This window comes from Asticcacaulis sp. SL142 (assembly GCF_026625745.1).
GTDB lineage: Bacteria > Pseudomonadota > Alphaproteobacteria > Caulobacterales > Caulobacteraceae > Asticcacaulis.
The window spans coordinates 453276-469009 of the sequence record NZ_CP113061.1; the positions used below are offsets into that span (position 1 = coordinate 453276).

A 15734-nucleotide genomic window follows, 5' to 3' on the forward strand; every position below is an offset into this window, starting at 1 on the left:
GGGCTTGCGGCCTTTAAACTTAGCACATAAGGCGTGGGCTTAGAAAGCGGCCTTAAGCGTTACGGCAACACGGTCCTTGTAGTTTGAACCAAGGTCGTGGTCGCCGGTGTCCCAGTAACGGACGTCAACCGACAGAGCTTCGGTCAGGGCATAGCCTGCGCCAAGGTTCCAAGCGGTGTAGTCATTGCCGTCCTCGATATATTGCTTGCCCATAGCGCCGGAAACCGACAGCTTTTCCGTGATCGGATAAGAGGCATTCAGTTCCGAGTAGAGCGACTCACCTGCGCCACCGAAATCCATCGAATAGTAGGCGGCCGCGCCGATGGCACCCGCGCCGATCGGGTGGCTGACAGCGGCCTTCAGCTCACCGAACGACAGGTTGGTGTCATCGGGCTGGTTGGGGTAGCCGTAGTAGACGCCGCCGAAATCAAACGAAAAGTCCTTATAGGTCGGCTTTACGCCAGCGTAGACGTCAACTTCAAGATCGGTTTCGTCGTCGCCGAAATCTACGTTCGACGCCCAGGCGCCTGCGTAGAAAATGCCGTTGGCATAATCGATGCCGCCTTGAACTGCTTCTTGACGACCGGTTTGCGAAACGCCGCGCCATACGTAGTCATTGGTGACCGCAATGTTGTAGCTGAGGGCACCTTCGGCCATCGTGCCACCGGCGATTACCAGACCCATAGCGGTAGCAGCGGCGAGGAGGGACTTTTTCATTTTTTAATCCTGTTGTGTTGTTAACGCGTTTTCCAAGGAGGTCGTCAGAAAGCACGCGCGGTTACGTAGTTAGTGTTAGAAAACCTTAGCGAATGTAACATTTTTTTGTCGCAAGCCTAGTGCCAGCGATCCTGATGATCATTGTTTGCCACGGCTTGGTGCAATTTTGCAACGCAATGTTAACGGGCAGGTTTGCGGGAGATTGTTAGCTATAAACATTATGAGATAAGGGATTTTGCTATGCCGTTCCCGTAGTGTAAGCAGAGCAAAGGTAAATAAAAAAGACCGCCCCGAAATGGAGCTGTCTTCTTAAAAATTACCTGATTAAGGGCGCTTGATTAGAAAGCGGCCTTAAGGGTCAGGGCAACGCGCTCGTCCGAGATCGGGGTGTCGACGTCGGTGTCATGATAACGCAGGTCAACCGACAGAATGTCTGTCAGGGCGTAGCTACCGCCGAGGTTCCAGGTATTATAGTTGCCGTAGTCGCCGTAAGCGCCCGAAACGCTGATCTTGTCGGTCAGCGGGTAAGCGCCGTTAACTTCGAAGTAGTCTTCGAAATCATCGTCGGTGTTCAGGTAAGCGGCAGCGCCGATCGAACCCTTACCCAGCGGGTAGCTGACGGCGGCCTTAACTTCAGTGAAGTTGATGTCGTCTTCCTGCGGGTAGGCATAGTACAGGACGCCTAGATCGAAGGAGAAGTTACCCACCGTTGGCTTCACGCCAGAGTACAGGTCCAGTTCGTAATCAGCGTCCGAGCCAAAATCGACGTTAGACGCCCAGGTGCCAGCATAGAAGATGCCGTTGCTGTAGTCGATGCCGCCAGAGATGGCTGGGTTTTCGTCGGTTTGCGAAACACCGCGCCATACATAGTCGGTGGTGGCGGCAACATTATAGCTGAACTCGCCTTCGGCCATTGCCGAACCCGAAGCCAGAAGCGCAGCCGAAGCGGCGGCAGCAAACAAAATCTTTTTCATATCCATATCCTCAGATGGGTTGTTTTTATAAGTCCCGTTACCGAGGGCGTTTCCTGCTTTGCGTCATTTATGTAGTTTTTGTGACTTTGCAATATGACCATACAGAATTAACCGTTCCTGCCAAGAGTGTGTATGTTTAAACACGCACTATGTGGCAATTATGCAATTATTTGGTTTCGATTGCTACTTTTTAACGGGTTGTTGCGGTGCGTGACGTGATAAATAAGTCAGTGCTGTAAACGCAAATAAGGCGCCCGTTACCGGACGCCTTATAAGCTCATCTGAAATCAGATGTGGATAGGCTTAGTGATGAAGGGCTTCGTCGTGCAGTGACGAGTCGAGACCCGCTTCTTCGTCCGCTTCCGAAACCCGCAGGCCGGTCGTGAACTTACAGATGATCAGGATGATCAGAGTGCCGATGGCCGACCACGCAATAGTAAAGCCGAGGCCTTTCAATTGTGTGATGACATTCGCTCCCTCGCCGAGGGCATTGATAGCCGGATCAGCCAGAAGCCCCGTCAGGATCGCTCCCAGAACCCCACCTGCACCATGGATGCCGAAAGCGTCGAGAGAGTCGTCGTAGCCCAGCATCTTTTTGATCCATACTGAGAACATGTAGCAGAATGGACCAGCGGCAAGACCGATAATCAGAGCACCAGTCGGGTTTACAAAGCCTGCCGCCGGAGTGATAGCCACAAGACCGGCCACAATGCCCGACAAGATGCCCAGCAAAGACGGCTTACGGCGGATAGTCCATTCAACAAGCTTCCAGGTCAGACCTGAAGCACAGGCGGCCAGCATGGTGTTGAGGAGCGCTGCCGAGGCTATGCCATCAGCTACCCACGCCGAACCCGCGTTGAAACCTATCCAGCCGACGAACAGCAGAGAAGCGCCGATCATCACGAAGACTAGGTTATTGGCGGGCATTTCTTCGGTGCCATAGCCCTTACGACGGCCAAGGAACAGGGCCGCGACCAGACCGGCCACGCCGGAATTAACGTGAACGACTGCGCCACCGGCAAAGTCAAGTACGCCCATATCGAACATGTAGCCGCCGCCCCAGACCTGGTGACAGATGGGTGCGTAAACAAAGACGGTCCACAGGGACATAAAAAGAATGAGCCCAGACAGTTTAATACGCTCAGCAAAAGCGCCGGTTATCAGAGCCGGTGTAATAATGGCGAACGTCATCTGATAGGCGATCCACAGCATTTCAGGCAGGTAGGGTGCTGCTGAATAGGCTGTTGAGGTCGTCACACCCTTAAGCATGAGAACATCAAACCCACCCATGAACATGTGGGCGGTTTTGGCCGGAATGCCAAAGATGTCCGTTGTAGGCACGCCGAAAGATATGCTGTAGCCGATAACGTACCAAAGCACCGCAACAACACATGTCACGGCAACCGACTGGGTTACCGTAGCGATGACATTTTTCTTACGAACCATGCCACCGTAGAAGAGAGCTAGGCCCGGAAGCGTCATCATCAGCACAAGGGCCGTGGCGACAATGATCCAAGCCGTAGCGGCTTCGTTTATTTCCAGCGGCGCCTGATGTGAAGACAGGGTGGGGGCCGCTTCAGCTTCAGGAGCGACTGCAGCTTCGACCGCCGAAGCCGCTTCAGACATGGTTTCTGTTGCTTCAGAGGCCATTTCGGCAGCGACGGGGGCCGCTGCCATAGCCGTGCCAGCGACGGGTGCCGCCAGCATGAGTGCGGCAGCGCAGGCTGCGGCTCTCGATAATTTAATCCACGTTTTCAAAGTATCCCCCTTGGTTAAGCGGATGTTGCACAGGCGAACAGTGCCGCCTTATGCCTTCAACTCAAAGGGTTTTTATTATGTTAAAGATACGTAAAGGGACACGGGTGGGGCAATTGCGTCATTTATGTGTCAATTTGGGCCTAATTGGTATGGAAAGGCATGTTTTGGAAATGGTATCTTTTGAAATTAAATATGTATCATTTGAAATTAAATGACTTCGCGTTTTCCGGCAAAAAATAAGCCGCCCTTTTGGGGCGGCTTATTCAACTAATTCAAAAGGTTACGACCTTTATCTTAGCACTTGTAGTACATTTCAAACTCGACCGGGTGTGGACGCAGTTCCATGTTCATCACTTCTTCCATCTTAAGCTCAATGTAGGAGTCGATGAAATCGTCATCCATCACGCCGCCTTTTTTGAGGAAGGAGCGGTCAGCGTCGAGGCTGTTGAGGGCTTCACGCAGCGAACCACAAACCTCCGGCACCAGTTTTTGCTCTTGAGGTGGCAGGTCGTACAGGTTCTTATCGGCAGGTGCGCCCGGATCGATACGGTTTTCAATGCCGTCAAGACCAGCCATAAGCAGAGCCACGAAGGTCAGGTATGGGTTGCCCATCGGATCGGGGAAGCGGGCTTCGAGGCGTTTGCCCTTCGGCGAAGATACCCATGGAATACGGATCGAGGCCGAACGGTTGCGGGCCGAATAGGCCAGCTTAACTGGCGCTTCGTAGCCTGGAACCAAACGCTTGTAAGAGTTGGTGGTCGAGTTGGCGAAAGCGTTGATGGCTTTGGCGTGCTTAATGATGCCGCCGATGTACCACAGGCACATGTCCGACAGGCCAGCATACTTATCGCCCGCGAACGACGGCTTGCCGCCTTTCCAGATCGACATGTGAACGTGCATGCCCGAACCGTTGTCACCAAACATCGGCTTGGCCATGAAGGTGGCCGATTTGCCGTAGGCATGGGCTACGTTTTGAACGACGTACTTATAGAGCTGCAGACGGTCAGCCATGGTCAGCATGTCCGAGAACTTCAGGCCCAGTTCGTGCTGAGCCGGAGCCACTTCGTGGTGGTGCTTTTCGGTTTCCATACCGAGTTCTTCCATCACGGCCAGCATTTCGCCGCGCAGATCCTGGCAGGAGTCGATAGGGTTGACCGGGAAGTAGCCACCCTTTGGACCCGGGCGATGGCCCATATTGCCTTCTGGGTAAACCTTAGCCGAGTTGTGCGGCAGTTCGGTCGAATCGAACGCATAGCCGGTGTTGTCCGGCGAAATCGACCAGCGCACGTCATCAAAGATGAAGAATTCAGCTTCCGGGCCGAAGAAGGCGATATCGCCAATGCCGGACGATGCCAGATAGGCCAGAGCCTTTTTCGCCATCGAACGCGGATCGCGGTTGTAGGGCTCGTTGGTGTCAGGGTTCACAACGTCGCAGAACAGGAACAGGGTGGTCTGCTGATAGAACGGATCGATGTAGGCGGTTTTCAGGTCGGGACGCAGCTTCATGTCCGACTCGTTGATCGCCTTCCAGCCTGCGATGGACGAACCGTCAAACATGGTGCCGTCTTCGAGGAACTCTTCGTCGACCAGACCGATGTCAAAAGTGACGTGTTGCATTTTGCCGCGGACATCAGTGAAGCGAACGTCAACATATTTGACGTCCTTTTCCTTGATGAGGTTTAGAATTTCATTTGCAGTCATTTGAGACGCCCCGAAACCTTGAGTTTAATAATGAAGAGAAATTAGACGGCCTGTGGGCCGGATTCTCCGGTTCTAATGCGCACGACATCGATAATGTCGCTTACAAAAATTTTGCCATCACCGATTTTGCCAGTGCGGGCAGCGGTCTGGATGGCTTCCAGGGCTGCGGGCGCCAGATCGTCGGCCACGACAAGTTCGATTTTGATCTTCGGCAGAAAATCAACGACATATTCCGCACCCCGGTAGAGTTCGGAATGGCCCTTCTGGCGGCCGTATCCCTTGGCTTCCAGCACGGTCATACCTTGGACCCCGATTTCCTGAAGGGCTTCCTTCACTTCATCGAGTTTAAAGGGCTTAATGACAGCTTCGATCTTTTTCATGAGCAATCCTGAAACGAGCGACCGTTCAATCGCGTAACTTGTTTGCATTGCGCAAGAATGCAAGAAAGTTTTACAAAAGTCCGGCTCACATGACTGAAAGAATTCATTACTTTGCGTGAAATGATGTGGCAAGGCAATAAGATGCAAAGCCAACAGATTTCAAACGCAAAATCGCTTTGGCGATCATTTTAAGTCAGAATAGGCGTTTTCTACCTGAAAACCGCCTCTGAAATGATATAAATTGAGCGAAGTGATTGCTTTTGAAATCATTTTTGCGATCCGGGCCATACCCGGAGCACACTCCGTCGAATGATGTTGCTTTACACCGTCTCTGCGAAGGTTTTGTGGCTCTTTGTTGTGAACGGTCGCAACAAAGCCCTTGTCAAGCGCATCTGATCCGTCTATCGCCAGTGCCAATGCGGTCGTGGCGGAACTGGTAGACGCACTGGGTTTAGGTTCCAGCGCCGAGAGGCGTGGAGGTTCGAGTCCTCTCGACCGCACCAAATTTCTCTCCGATAAATATGGACTTCTAATAGCGCTCAGCGGCAAGGCCGCTCGGCGGCGCGCAGCCTGCGCTCCCACTTGGTCGCTAGTCGCTACGCTTCGGCCAACTAAACCGGCTTAGAGACCATCAGCCAGAATACGACGACAATCGCCGGAAAGGCGAGGCTGCCCAGGGTAATCCACCAGCGATCTAATCTCCAATAATGCTCAGGTAATGGCGTGCCGGTATCAACGGCAATCCGGGCCATATCGCGCATCTTGATTTGCATCCACACCACCGGCACCCAGCACGCGCCCGCGAAGACGTAGAGTAAAAGCCCCCACAATATCCAGACATCCATCAGGCTGTAGCCCGCCATGTGAACCATATATAATCCCGACAAAAGCTGCACGATCACCGCAGGCGTCGTGAATAGCCAATCAGCAATGACCACATGACGCACCGCGAAATAAATATCACGCGTGTCTTTGCTTCGATTCGCCACGAACATGTAAAAGGCGCTGCCTATGCCTGTGCCAAACAGTATGGTCGAGCTTAAGATATGCACCCATTTGATCAGCTCGTAGCTCATGGTTTTCCTTTACCTGCCAAGTGGCTGGAGATGGCAGGTTTAATACGCTATATCAAACAGATTGCGATAGCGAGGAAGCCTGGACGTGCGTGATGATCCTGATCCCGAAGGCGTCCGATTGATATTAAGGTGAACCCGCGTGACCGATAAGCCTATTTTTGAAGCTGTGTTCGGAGGCGCGTGGCCCCATTTGCCGCCGGTTTTCAAAGCACATTATGCCAACCGTCCGTTCAGTAACGACAAGGTGCAGGTTGATGGCCTTATGAAGGTTGAGTTGTCGGCCCTGGCAAAAGCACTGTCGCCGTTAATGCGGCTAACCAAGGCCCTGGTGCCGCAATCGGGCGAGAATATTCCGGTGACGGTGATTTTCAGCAGCGAACCTGATGGCGATGGCTTTCGCTTTGATCGGGAATTCAGATTTCCCGAGCGTAAACCCTATCATTTTCGCTCGCGCATGGTGGCCGCGGGGGAAGGCGATATTATTGAATGGATGCCGTCGGGCATAGGCTGGCACGCGCGATATGGCTTTGATGGTGAAAAGGTGACGATGCACCATAGGGGTTACAAAGTGCGTGTATTTGGGGTGTTATTGCCGTTTCCGCTGGAATGGCTGATCGGCCGCGGCTATGCCGAAGAGCGGGCCATAGATGACGCGCAGTTTGAGATGTATATGGATCTGCGTCACGTTTGGTTTGGCCGCATCTATGCCTATAGCGGTACATTCACGGTCACGGACATGCGTTTAAGCTGATGGGTAAGGTTCTGATCCTTGGGGGATACGGCAATTTCGGTAAGCGGATTGCCGAGGCGCTGATCCGGTCAAATGTGCCAGTGATTATCGCCGGACGGGATCTGATTAAGGCGCAGTCGCTAGCGGATCGGCTTAAGGCTATGGTGCCTAATGCGGAGGTGGGGTCGGCTTTTGTCAATATTGACGATGGACTGATTGAGGCGCTAAAAAATCTGTCGCCAAAGATTGTGGTCAATACGGTCGGGCCGTTCCAGGGGCAGGATTACCATGTCGCCCGCGCCTGTATCGCTGCCGGTATTCACTATATCGATCTGGCCGATGGCCGTGAGTTTGTCACGGGCATTGCCCGCCTTGATGATCAGGCCAAGGCCGAAAATCTTTGTGTTATCAGTGGGGCCAGCACGGTGCCGGGGCTGTCGTCGGCCGTGGTTGAGCGCTACCGAAGCCAGTTCGCTGTGATAGAAACAATGATGTACGGCATCAGTCCGGGCCAGAAGGCCGAGCGGGGATTGGCGACCACGAAGGGTATACTGAGTTATGTCGGCAAAAAGCTAAAACCCGCACGGGGGCAGTGGGGTGCGCGATATGGCTGGCAGGATATTTACCGGCAAACCTACCCTGAACTTGGGGTGCGTTGGATGGCCAATTGTGATGTGCCGGATCTGGATCTGCTGCCGGAGGCTTATGGCATAAAGTCTATCCGGTTTTCAGCGGGGCTGGAGCATCCTTTGCTGCATCTGGGGCTGTGGGGCTTAAGCTGGCTGGTGCGGATCGGGTTGCCGCTTAAGCTTGAGCGTCATGCCGCATTGATGTTGCGCATGAGTGACCTGTTTAATGGTCTGGGTACGGCCGATGGCGGTATGCACGTTATCCTGCGCGGGACTGATGCCGATGGGCAAATGCGTGAGGTGCGCTGGTTTATCATTGCCCGTAATGGCGATGGCCCGCAAATCCCCTGCGTGCCGGCGATCATTCTGGCGCGGTGGCTGGCGCAGGAGGATGGAGCCGCCTTGCCAATCGAGGTGGGAGCAAAGGCCTGCGTCGGTCTGGTCAATATTGACGACTATCTGGTCGAACTCAGCCGGTTTAATATAGAAACCTATGTCTGGATCGATGGTGTTCAGCGTTTAGGGTAGAGGTCATCGAGATCTTCGGGTGGTGCGTCATAGGCTTTACGGCCATAATAGATGTCTTCATCCAGTTCGCCTTCCCATTTCGCCACCGCTACTGCCACAGCCGCATCACCGGTGACGTTGACCGTGGTACGGGCCATGTCCATGATCCGGTCAACCGGCAGGATGAAGCCCACGATCAGCGCCACCTGTTCAGGTGTTGTACCGAAAGTTTGCAGCACGATAGCCAGTAAAAACAATGAGGCTGAGGGAATGCCCGCCGTGCCGACCGATACCACCGCAGCCGTCATGGCGATGAGAGCGTATTCGGCAAGGCCCAGATCATATCCAAATACCTGAGCGGCAAACAGGGCCAGTATGCCCAGATATAGAGCCGTGCCGTCCATATTGATGGTGGCGCCCAACGGTAAAACCGACCCGGCGATGGCGGGCTTTACCCCCAGCTTTTCGGTCAGGTTCGATATGGTGACGGGCAGGGTGGCGTTGCTGGAAGCGGTCGAATAGGCGACCGCCTGAGCATCGGATATGCCGGTGAAGAAACGCCTGACGGGCAGGCGCAGCAAAAACTTTATAATCCAGCCATATACCAGCACCATGTGAACGATCAGACCAGCATAGACGCACCCGATCAGCACAGCGATGGACATCAGGGCATCAAGCCCCTGACTGGCCACCGTGTATGACACCAGAGCAAAGACGCCGAGCGGGGCAAATTCCATCACGATTTCCGTAACTTTGAGCACGGCTTCGGAGGCGGCGGTAAAGACATCTCCTAAAACTTTTGCGGACTTACCGGCCATGATGATGCCGATACCGAGCAATATCGAAAAGAAGATGATGGCCAGAATATCGCCATCGACCAGTGCCTGAACCGGGTTTTGCGGCACGATGGACAACAGGCGCTCACTTAAACTTGCCGTCTCCGTGGATACCGGTTTGGCTTCGGCGGCACTCAGGTTTACATCCCGACCCGGCTGGAACAGGATGCCGAAAATAATGCCAATGATGTTGGCGAATATGGTCGTTATAAAATAGAGAACTACGGTTTTGAGACCGATTGACCCCAATCGTCTGGGGTCGCCCAGGGCTACGATCCCGGCAACCAGAGTCGTCAACACCAGAGGCACAATCAGCATACGCAACAATCTGACGAACAGGTCGCCGAACGGGCCGAGGTAGGTCTTGATCCAGTTGGCTGCGACCGCCTTGGCTTCGTCGGGGGCAACGCCAATGTGCATGCCAAAGGCTATCAGGGCATGTTGCAGGCCGTAACCGACGGCGACACCGGCAGTCATAGCCATCAGGACGCGGCCCCATAAAGGGATGCCAAACCACCATCGGAACATGCCTCATCTCCTTTGCGCCGCTGTAACAGGGTAAACTGTGACACAGCCCTTGCGGAGCGGCAACCGTATGCCCGACTTAATGTCGGCGCTAAATCGGCTCAAAAAGCGAGAAATGCGGCTATATACCGTTGACCTTGAGGTGAATAATGCCATAGATGCGCATCTTTAAATTTCCGCACCGGCGACTTTGCCGGTCGGTCGTGTTTTGTATGAATTGTGCGTCCGGCAAGGGCTGGAAAGGGCGCGGTTCTAAAAGGTACTGAAAATCGATGCAAGTCGTTGAAAAACTGAATGAAGGCCTGTCGCGCGTCTACGAAGTCACGATCGCTAAAGATCTACTGACGCAAAAGCTGAACGCCAAGATCGCCGAAGTCGCACCTAAGATGAATGTCAAGGGCTTCCGTCCCGGCAAGGTGCCGCCGGCCCACGTCAGAAAGCTTTACGGCAAGGAATTGATGAGCGAAATCCTTCAGGAAACGCTCACCGAAACGACCCAGTCGGCGCTGGATGAAAATAAAGTGCGTCCGGCCAGCCAGCCTGAACTGACCCCGCTCGGTGATATTGATGCGGTCATCAAGGGCGAATCCGATTTCGCTTATCAGATCGCGGTTGAGCAAATGCCGGATTTCGAGCCGGTTGATGTGACGACCCTTGAACTGACCCGCCCGGTTTATGAGCCGACCGAAGACGAAGTGGGCGAAGCCCTGAACGGCATCGTGTCACAGCAAAAGCAGTATGAGCCCAAGGGCGGCAAAGCCCCGAAGGCGGCTGACGGCGATAAGCTGAATATCGACTTTGTCGGTAAGGTTGACGGCGAAGTGTTTGACGGCGGCTCGATGGAAGGTGCTGATCTGGTCATCGGTTCCGGCCAGTTCATTCCGGGCTTTGAAGAACAACTGATCGGCGCCAAAAAGGGCGAAGAGCGCGTATTGAACGTGACCTTCCCGGCCGATTACGGCGCGGCCAATCTGGCCGGCAAAGACGCGACGTTCGAGACCAAGGTCAATGAAATCTCCGCGCCGAAAGATGCTGTCGCGGACGATGAATTTGCCAAGGGCCTCGGCCTCGAAGGTCTGGATGCGCTGAAGGGCCTGCTCAAGACCCAGATCGAGCAGCAGTACAAAACCGCTGCCCGTTTCAAGATGAAGCGCGCTTTGCTTGACATCCTTGATGAAAAACACTCGTTCGATCTGCCGCAAAAGATGCTGGACGCTGAGTTCTCCGGTATCTGGCAACAGGTTGAGCAGGATAAGGCTGCGGGCCAACTGTCCGAAGAAGATGCCGGTAAGTCAGACGACGATCTGAAAGCCGAATACCGCAAGATCGCTGAGCGCCGCGTGCGCCTCGGCCTCGTGCTGGCTGAAATCGGTACCCGTCAGAACGTGACCGTGTCGGATCAGGAACTGGCTCAGGCCATCGCTCAGGAAGCTCGCAACTATCCAGGCCAGGAGCGTCAGGTGTTTGAATATTTCCGGTCTAACCCCGCCGCGTCCGCCCAACTGCGTGCGCCGCTCTACGAAGAAAAGGTCGTTGATGCGATCTTTGAACTGGCCAAGGTATCGGAAGCGCCGATCACCAAGGAAGAGCTTCTGGCCGAAGACGAGTAGCAGGGTCGCAGACCCTGCACCCGGAACTTGGAGCGCGCTTCGAGGTCGGTGCTGAGCATAGAAAATATCAGGGTGCAGGGAACCGAGTTCCCTGCATCTTTTTTTATGGTGGATATGCCATTTTAATTGTTGTGCGGTTTGCGCTTGAAAAGCTGTGGGTAAATTGCCAGTTTGTAAAAGGGGTTCGCGGGGCGTCCACTTTCGTTTAAGAGTTTTAACCCTATATACGAATCCACAAGCCAATTTTGATCAGGGGCAATTATGCGCGATCCTATCGACAATCTGACTATGAATCTGGTGCCTATGGTGGTGGAGCAATCCAGCCGCGGTGAGCGCGCCTACGATATCTTCTCGCGTATGCTGAAAGAACGCATCATCTTCCTGACCGGCCCGTTTGAAGACGGTATGGCCAGCCTGATCTGCGCACAGCTTCTTTTCCTTGAGTCGGAAAATCCGAAAAAGGAAATCGCGATGTACATCAACTCGCCCGGCGGTCAGGTGACTTCGGCCCTGGCGATCTATGACGTCATGCAGTACATCAAATCCCCTGTATCGACCGTCTGTATCGGTATGGCGGCGTCGGCCGGATCGCTTATACTGCAAGCCGGTGAAGCCGGTCAGCGCTTCTCATTGCCCAATTCCAAGATCATGGTGCACCAGCCTTCGGGTGGTGCGCGCGGTATGGCGTCGGACATCGAAATTCAGGCCGAAGATATCCGCAAGACCAAGAAACTGCTCAACGAAATCTACGTCAAGCACACCGGCCAAAGCTATGAGACGATCGAGCGCACGCTGGATCGCGACCGCTATATGACCGCCTTGGAAGCCAAGGATTTTTGGTCTGGTCGACCACGTTTACGAAAAGCGTACTGATACGGTTGAAGTCGTTAAGTAGGCTTACCCGTAAACACTCTGTAATGTCCCTTGTCGGCGGCTTTGATCATCTCAAAGTCGCCGCTTGTGTCTCCGAAGGCCGTCACGATACGCAGTGATTCGCCGTAAACGGCTTTCAGGCGCTCAACCTTTTCTGGCCCCCGGCAGTTCAGCCCGTCGAGCTCCGGCAACAGCCGGTCGTCGGCAGAAAATCCGAGTTTAGTGCCGATCACAAGATCCGCACTCAGATAAGCCCCAAACGCGCCGACCAGAATGTCTGGCGAGGCCGTAACGATCACCCGCACACGATCCGGTTGTTTTTGCTCGGCCCATGCAATTAGAGCGTCTGGGCGGAACAACTTATTCTTATGGCTATCCGCGAACGCCGTGATCAGGGCTTCGAGTTCTGAACGCCGGATTCCGCCAAGCAATTTATGGATCAGTCTTGATTTTAACGCCCCGCGGTCTTTGGTCTTTATATAGTGGCTGATCAGCGACGGTGTGGAAATAAACGCCCACGCAAGCTTAGGGTAACCGCAATGCCAGACCAAAAAGGCCGTGAAGCTGTCTTTATAGGTCAGGGTGCCGTCAAAATCGAAGGCGGCGATTTGAGGGGCGGGGGCTTCATTTGCGCAAGGCATTCACAGGGCCGTTTATGAGTGTGGCTTTTATTCCTCATATTCCATCCTATATAGAAATTCATCCCGCTAATTGTGATCGGGGACACTAAAACCCCAAAGGATGCGGTTGAGGCGTGGTCTAAACTGTGCATAGATCGCCATAAGATGCGTATGTTAGGCGGATATGTAGCGAAAATAGCCTTTTTTTAATCCCTAAGAAGGCATAGTGTCGGTTTGAAGCGGGAACGTGCGTCGTACTTGGACGCACGGGCCGCGCATGAGGTGAGAAAGCGCTTATGACGAAAGCCGCCAGTGGCGATAGCAAAAGTACCCTTTACTGCTCCTTCTGCGGAAAGAGCCAGCATGAGGTGCGTAAACTAATAGCGGGGCCGACCGTCTTCATCTGTGATGAATGCGTTGAGCTGTGCATGGACATCATTCGTGAAGAGCACAAGATCGCTTTCGTGAAGTCCAAGGACGGCGTGCCGACCCCCAAAGAGATTCGTGAAGTCCTCGACGACTATGTGATTGGTCAGTCTCAGGCCAAGAAGGTTCTGTCGGTCGCGGTTCACAACCACTATAAGCGCCTGAATCATGCCGCTAAAGGTAATGATGTTGAACTGGCCAAGTCCAACATCATGCTGATCGGGCCGACCGGTTCGGGTAAGACCCTGCTGGCGCAAACCTTGGCGCGCATCATCGATGTGCCGTTCACTATGGCTGATGCCACGACGCTTACCGAAGCTGGTTATGTTGGTGAAGACGTTGAAAACATTATCCTGAAACTGCTGCAATCGGCTGATTATAATGTCGAACGCGCGCAACGCGGCATCGTCTATATCGACGAAGTTGATAAGATTTCGCGCAAGTCTGATAATCCGTCGATCACCCGCGATGTGTCGGGTGAGGGCGTGCAGCAGGCGCTTCTGAAAATCATGGAAGGCACGGTTGCTTCCGTTCCGCCGCAAGGTGGCCGCAAGCATCCGCAGCAAGAGTTCCTGCAAGTGGACACGACCAACATCCTGTTCATCTGTGGTGGTGCGTTTGCCGGTCTGGAAAAGATCATTTCCAGCCGTGGTAAGGGCACCTCGATCGGCTTTGGCGCTACGGTTAAAGACCCGGAAGAGCGTCGTCTGGGCGAGGTTCTGCACCAGGTTGAGCCGGATGATCTGATGAAGTTCGGCCTGATCCCGGAATTTATCGGCCGTCTGCCGGTTCTCGCGACGCTTGAGGATCTTGATGAGGCAACACTCGTCAAGATTTTGACGGAACCAAAGAACGCGCTGATCAAGCAATATGCGCGGCTGTTCGAGATGGAAAACGTCACCCTGACCTTCACGGAAGAGGCGTTGTTTGCTGTCGCGAAGAAGGCCATCGTCCGTAAAACCGGCGCTCGCGGTTTGCGTTCGATCCTTGAGGCCATTCTGCTTGATACCATGTACGAACTGCCGAACATGCAGGGCGTCGAAGAGGTTGTCATTAATGGCGAAGTCGTCGAAGAACGCTCACAGCCACTGTTGATCTACGCCGAAAAGCGTGGCGGCGGCGCGGCTTAATTCTACTGTGAGAGGTTGCGAATAGCTGCCTCATAGAGAATTGATATTGAATAAAAGCGGCCCCGGAAAAGGGGTCGTTTTTTTACCTTAAATGTTCTTGATTTGTTCTGACGTGATGTTAGCATGATGCATGCCCATCCCAACGCTCAGGATCGATCCCATTGATGACGAAAACGCACTGCCTAGTCGGTTGCGTAAAGGGCGGGGCTCTGTGTCTAATCGACCAAGCGGGCGGTTTAATGCCCCCGATCTTTATGAAATTGACGATGGCTGGACGCATGAGGAGCGGGCAGGACTTGAGCAGCTTAAAACCATTCTGGGGGTTGATACGGCGCGTAAGATCATCACACGCAATACGTCGCCAGATATCGGTTTTGATCGCTCGATAAATCCATATAAGGGCTGCGAGCATGGCTGCATCTATTGTTTTGCGCGGCCTAGTCATGCCTATCTTGATCTGTCACCGGGGATAGATTTCGAGACACGGATTTTCCGTAAACCTGATTCTGCCAGACTGTTGCGGCTGGAACTGTCTGATCCCCGCTACAAACCCGCGCCGTTGATGCTGGGGATCAATACCGATGCCTATCAACCGACCGAGCGCACAGAACGCATTACGCGAAGTCTTCTGGAGGTTCTGTTTGAGTTTCGTCATCCTGTCCATCTGATTACCAAGTCCGCCCTGATTCAGCGAGATATTGATATTCTGGAGCCGATAGCGGCCCTGCGGCTGGTGACGGTGATGTTGTCGATTACGACCCTAGACCGGCACTTGGCGCGGATTATGGAACCAAGAGCGGCGACACCACAGAGGCGGCTGGAGACGGTGCGCGCTTTACATGAAGCAAGCATACCTGTGGGGGTTATGGTGGCTCCCATCATTCCCGGCCTGACCTGCCATGAGATTGAAAATCTTGTGAAGGCGGCGGCGGACGCGGGGGCCATAAAGGCAGGCTATAATTTGGTGCGTCTGCCTTACGAGATCAAAATCCTGTTTGAGGAATGGCTGAGGCTTAATTTTCCGGATCGAGCCAATAAGGTACTGAACCATATTCGCCAATGCCGGGATGGCGAATTGAATGACCCGATTTCGGCAGCCGCATGACGGGGCGCGGACCTTATGCTGATCTGATCGCCCAAAGGTTCGCGCTGGCGGTCAAGCGCCACGGACTGAACTGGAAACCAAGTAATCTCGATTACAGTCAGTTCCGCGGCGGTGATCCGCAAATGGCTCTATTTTAA

General features: G+C 53.8%; 14 protein-coding genes, 1 tRNA gene and 1 pseudogene. 8 read left to right on the plus strand and 8 right to left on the minus strand.

The annotated features are described in order from the left end of the window. Window positions 1–39: 39 nt before the first annotated feature. The 5 genes from OVA03_RS02005 to OVA03_RS02025 all read right to left on the minus strand — a co-directional run bounded on the left by OVA03_RS02005 (window position 40) and on the right by OVA03_RS02025 (window position 5530). A complete protein-coding gene (locus tag OVA03_RS02005) occupies window positions 40–717 on the minus strand; it encodes a TorF family putative porin (protein ID WP_267526556.1) in 678 nt (225 codons plus the stop codon). A 338-nt stretch (window positions 718–1055) separates the two neighbouring features. Then, entirely contained in the window at window positions 1056–1691 is a 636-nt protein-coding gene (locus tag OVA03_RS02010; RefSeq protein ID WP_267526557.1) for a TorF family putative porin, read from the minus strand. A 303-nt stretch (window positions 1692–1994) separates the two neighbouring features. Then, window positions 1995–3449, minus strand: coding sequence for an ammonium transporter (locus OVA03_RS02015; protein ID WP_267526558.1), 1455 nt, complete (start codon window positions 3447–3449; stop codon window positions 1995–1997). 294 nt (window positions 3450–3743) lie between these two features. After that, the gene (gene glnA, locus OVA03_RS02020; protein ID WP_267526559.1) at window positions 3744–5150 is read right to left on the minus strand and encodes a type I glutamate--ammonia ligase; all 1407 of its coding nucleotides are present in this window, start codon (window positions 5148–5150) and stop codon (window positions 3744–3746) included. A 41-nt stretch (window positions 5151–5191) separates the two neighbouring features. Then, complete coding sequence (locus OVA03_RS02025) at window positions 5192–5530, minus strand: P-II family nitrogen regulator (RefSeq protein ID WP_107872337.1); 339 nt, start codon at window positions 5528–5530, stop codon at window positions 5192–5194. A gap of 418 nt (window positions 5531–5948) precedes the next feature. Between OVA03_RS02025 and OVA03_RS02030 the strand changes: the two genes are divergently transcribed. Then, window positions 5949–6033 (plus strand) — tRNA-Leu (locus OVA03_RS02030). Between the two features lie 108 nt (window positions 6034–6141). Here OVA03_RS02030 and OVA03_RS02035 read toward each other — a convergent pair. Further along, window positions 6142–6606 (minus strand): DUF2269 family protein, encoded by a 465-nt coding sequence (locus OVA03_RS02035; protein ID WP_267526560.1) that lies wholly within the window; start codon window positions 6604–6606, stop codon window positions 6142–6144. A 139-nt stretch (window positions 6607–6745) separates the two neighbouring features. Here OVA03_RS02035 and OVA03_RS02040 point away from each other — a divergent pair, with 139 nt between their 5' ends. Together OVA03_RS02040 and OVA03_RS02045 are read left to right on the plus strand one after the other, a co-directional pair. Further along, window positions 6746–7357 (plus strand): DUF4166 domain-containing protein, encoded by a 612-nt coding sequence (locus tag OVA03_RS02040; protein WP_267526561.1) that lies wholly within the window; start codon window positions 6746–6748, stop codon window positions 7355–7357. Next, entirely contained in the window at window positions 7357–8493 is a 1137-nt protein-coding gene (locus OVA03_RS02045; protein ID WP_267526562.1) for a saccharopine dehydrogenase family protein, read from the plus strand. The genes OVA03_RS02040 and OVA03_RS02045 overlap by 1 nt, the downstream gene beginning before the upstream one ends. On the opposite strand, the gene OVA03_RS02050 is transcribed toward OVA03_RS02045, so the two are convergent. Then, on the minus strand, window positions 8478–9836 hold the full coding sequence (locus tag OVA03_RS02050) for a dicarboxylate/amino acid:cation symporter (RefSeq protein ID WP_267526563.1): 1359 nt from the start codon (window positions 9834–9836) through the stop codon (window positions 8478–8480). The two genes, OVA03_RS02045 and OVA03_RS02050, sit on opposite strands and share 16 nt — an antisense overlap. Window positions 9837–10105: 269 nt before the next feature. On the opposite strand from OVA03_RS02050, the gene tig reads away from it, so the two are divergent. Together tig and OVA03_RS02060 are read left to right on the plus strand one after the other, a co-directional pair. Next, window positions 10106–11443: a trigger factor gene (gene tig, locus OVA03_RS02055; protein ID WP_267526564.1), complete on the plus strand. Its 1338-nt coding sequence runs from the start codon at window positions 10106–10108 to the stop codon at window positions 11441–11443. 261 nt (window positions 11444–11704) lie between these two features. Next, window positions 11705–12338, plus strand: a pseudogene (locus OVA03_RS02060) (ATP-dependent Clp protease proteolytic subunit). Here the strand turns inward: OVA03_RS02060 and OVA03_RS02065 are convergent. After that, window positions 12331–12957: an HAD-IB family hydrolase gene (locus OVA03_RS02065; RefSeq protein WP_267526565.1), complete on the minus strand. Its 627-nt coding sequence runs from the start codon at window positions 12955–12957 to the stop codon at window positions 12331–12333. The pseudogene OVA03_RS02060 and the gene OVA03_RS02065 overlap by 8 nt on opposite strands. 275 nt (window positions 12958–13232) lie before the next feature. Between OVA03_RS02065 and clpX the strand changes: the two genes are divergently transcribed. The 3 genes from clpX (at window position 13233) to OVA03_RS16945 (ending at window position 15734) form a co-directional block, all read left to right on the plus strand. After that, on the plus strand, window positions 13233–14492 hold the full coding sequence (gene clpX / locus OVA03_RS02070; RefSeq protein ID WP_189487802.1) for an ATP-dependent Clp protease ATP-binding subunit ClpX: 1260 nt from the start codon (window positions 13233–13235) through the stop codon (window positions 14490–14492). A 211-nt stretch (window positions 14493–14703) separates the two neighbouring features. Then, window positions 14704–15597, plus strand: a complete 894-nt coding sequence (locus OVA03_RS02075) for a PA0069 family radical SAM protein (RefSeq protein WP_324291018.1) — start codon at window positions 14704–14706, stop codon at window positions 15595–15597. Further along, complete coding sequence (locus tag OVA03_RS16945) at window positions 15594–15734, plus strand: hypothetical protein (protein WP_324291019.1); 141 nt, start codon at window positions 15594–15596, stop codon at window positions 15732–15734. The genes OVA03_RS02075 and OVA03_RS16945 overlap by 4 nt, the downstream gene beginning before the upstream one ends.